Below are 3,010 nucleotides of genomic sequence, written 5' to 3'. Positions count from 1 at the left end.
GAGGATCTGGGCTACGACTCGCTGGCCGTGATGGAGACGGCCGCGATCCTGGAACGAGTACTGCCTGCCCGGCTGGACGTAGGTGGTGACCGGCGGCCAGGGCCGCGAGCGCCGGCACCGAGGTGTACGTCAGCCGGTCCAACTGCAAGCCGGCTGGCGACGGCAGCGAGGCCGCGCCCTACTGCACGATCGGCGCCGCTCTGGCGGTCGCCCAGCCGGGTCAGACGGTGCTCGTGCAGCCGGGGGACTACGCGGAGAATGTGACGGTCACGCGGTCGGGCACCGAGTCCGCGCCGATCACCGTGCGTGCGGTCAACACCTCGCGGGGCATCGTTCGTCTCGGTCACTACACGCTCAGCGGTACGCCGCTGACGATCTCCGGCGTGCATGACGTAGTGGTCGAGGGCTTCACGCTCACCGGCCGCGGCGACGCGGTGCCGGCTCTGATCAGCGGGGCCCAGCGGGTCACCGTGGACGGTATCGCCGCTGGCGCCGGCACCCTGCCCGCCGTCCGGGTGACGGGCTCGTCCAGTGCTGTCACGGTGAGTCGGGGCTGGTTCTCCGGCTCTGGCACCGGCGTGGCCGTCGAGGCGGGCGTCACCGGCGCGGTGGTCACGGCCAACACCTTCTTCAAGACCCGGGTCGCCGTGACCGACGCGCCGGGAGCCCGGATCACCGGCAACACCGTGGTGACCGACTGCACGGCCGGGATCGTGCTGGCCGGTGCCTCGACCGGCGCGAGCATCCGGAACAACATCCTGCGTACCGGTTCCGGGCCCGTCCCGGCGCCGGGGGCCTGCGCCGACCCGACGACCGCACCGGCGATCTCGGTCTCCACCGCCGCCACCGCCAGCACGGCGGCCGACTACAACCTGGTCGACCCGGCCAGTGGCGGGGCTGTCTACCGCTGGAGCGACACCGATCACGCCGACCTGGCGTCGTTCCGGGCGGCCACCGGGCAGGGCGGCCACGACATCCTGGCTCCGGTACTGCTGGGCGAGCAGCAGGGCACCCAGCGCGGCTGGATCCCACCGACCGCCGCATCGCCGGCGGTCGACTCCGCCGACGCGACGGCACCCGGGGTCGCCCGCACCGACCTGCTGGACAACGCACACGCCGACGCACCGACCGTGGCCAACACCGGCACTGGCAACGGGTATCACGACCGGGGCGCTGTCGAACTCCAGGGTGGCCGGACGGTGAGCGGGTACGGGGTCCAGAGCAAGCCCGGCGGTTCATCGCTGGACTACACCTCACCCCTGACGGTCAATCACGCGTGGCCCACCGATGGTCCGGTGGGCAAGGTGGCCCGCATCTTCACCAACGATCGGTTCTACCGGGTGGGCCCGATCGTGCCCGTCGATCGCCAACTCCAGCGCGCCGGTTCCGCTTGTGTGGACAACGACGTCCGGTTCGACAACTTCCGGGTGCTCCCGCCGTTCGTGCCCGAGCCGTTGGGTGGAGACTGCGCGGTCCTCGGCGCGATGTTCACTCCGGTGGCACCGACCCGTCTGCTGGACACCCGCTCCGCCGTCGGGATCAGCACCACCGTTCCTATCGCGGCCAACTCGGAGATCGTTCTGCCGGTCATGTCGATCAATGGTGTCTCGGCCTCGAACATCACGGCGGTGGTCCTCAATGTGACGGCCACCCAGCCGGCCAGCGCCGGATACCTCAGCGTCTACCCCGACGGGACGACGACTCCCCAGGGGTCGAGCGTCAACTTCGTTCCCGGCGAGACCGTGCCGAACCAGGTCACGGTGCCCATGTCCAACGGCAACCTGCGCATCCGTAACAACGCCGGCGGAACGGTGCACGTCGTCGTCGACCTGCAGGGCTTCTACTCCGGTTTCGGTGACGGCTTCAAGCCGCTGGCGCCGACCCGCGTGCTGGACACTCGGGCCAACGGAGGCGCGCCGGTCCCCGCGAACAGCTACCGGGTGCTGGATCTCTCCGGGCGGGTGCCGTCGGGTGCCAAGGCCGTCGTGCTGAACGTGACGGCCACCCAGCCGACGGCGAACGGGCTTCTCACCGTGTACCCGGCCGGTTCGTCCGTGCCGACGGCGTCCAACCTGAACTTCGTCACCGGCCAGACCATCCCCAACCTGGTGACGGTGCCGGTGGTGAACGGCCGGCTCGTCATCCAGAACGTCAGCTCCGGCACCACCCACGTGCTCGCGGACCTGGCCGGTTGGTACGGCACCGGAGCCACCGACGGCTTCGTCCCGTACGGCCCCCGGCGAATCCTCGACACCCGGTCCGGGAACGGCGGGAGCAGGCTGGCGTCGTTCTCGTCGCTTAACCTTCTGGTGCCCTACCTCGACCCGAACGGCAACGACACGACGCCGAAGCCGACCGCGCTGGTCGCCAACCTGACGGTCACCGGGCCGACCGCAGCGGGTGTCCTCACCGCACAGCCCAAGGGTGAGGCGCCGTCCGCCGCCTCGAACGTGAACTTCGTGGCCGGGGAGACGGCGTCGAACGCCGCGGTGGTGCGAGTGGGTGCCAACGGTTCCGTGACGTTGACCAACAACAGCGGTGGCAGCACGGATGTGGTCGTCGACCAGGCGGGCCACTTCATCGCCGCCAACCCGTGACCGAACGGATCCGGAGCCGGCACCACGTGATGGTGCCGGCTCCGGCCGTTCCGGCGACGGTGACCGATCGACTGACGTGACCGGCCGGGCAATGCCGGTAGTCTCCGTCCTGATCATGATCGACATAAGACGGGGATGGTCCATGGGTGGTCGCTGGTTCGCCGGGTTCCTAGTCGTACCCCTTGTCCTGGGTGCCGGAGGCCTGGCCGGGCCGGCGGCGCATGCTGCGGTGCCTGCTCGCGCCGCGGTGCCCGCTCGTGCCGCAGTGCCCGTGACCACCCAGCCGGCCGCCCAAGCCGTCCTGCCGGCCGAGCTGTCCGTGGACCAGAACCGCTGCTCCGCCAGCGGTGGCACCGGCAGCAGCAACGACCCGTTCTGCACGATCTCCGCGGCGGCGGCCGTCGTCCAACCGG

Annotated in this window: 1 protein-coding gene and 1 pseudogene; both read left to right on the top strand. The window is 70.6% G+C overall.

Annotated elements, in window-relative coordinates; all coding sequences use genetic code 11:
- The first annotated feature begins 122 nt into the window (after positions 1 to 122).
- Complete coding sequence (locus ACWCO3_RS33380; RefSeq protein ID WP_450013927.1) at positions 123 to 2,597, top strand: NosD domain-containing protein; 2,475 nt, start codon at positions 123 to 125, stop codon at positions 2,595 to 2,597.
- A gap of 142 nt (positions 2,598 to 2,739) precedes the next feature.
- A pseudogene (locus ACWCO3_RS33375) lies at positions 2,740 to 3,010 on the top strand (hypothetical protein); the annotation flags it as partial.

Source organism: Micromonospora sp. NPDC002411, from assembly GCF_053592955.1.
This window is presented reverse-complemented; position numbering and strand designations above follow the sequence as displayed.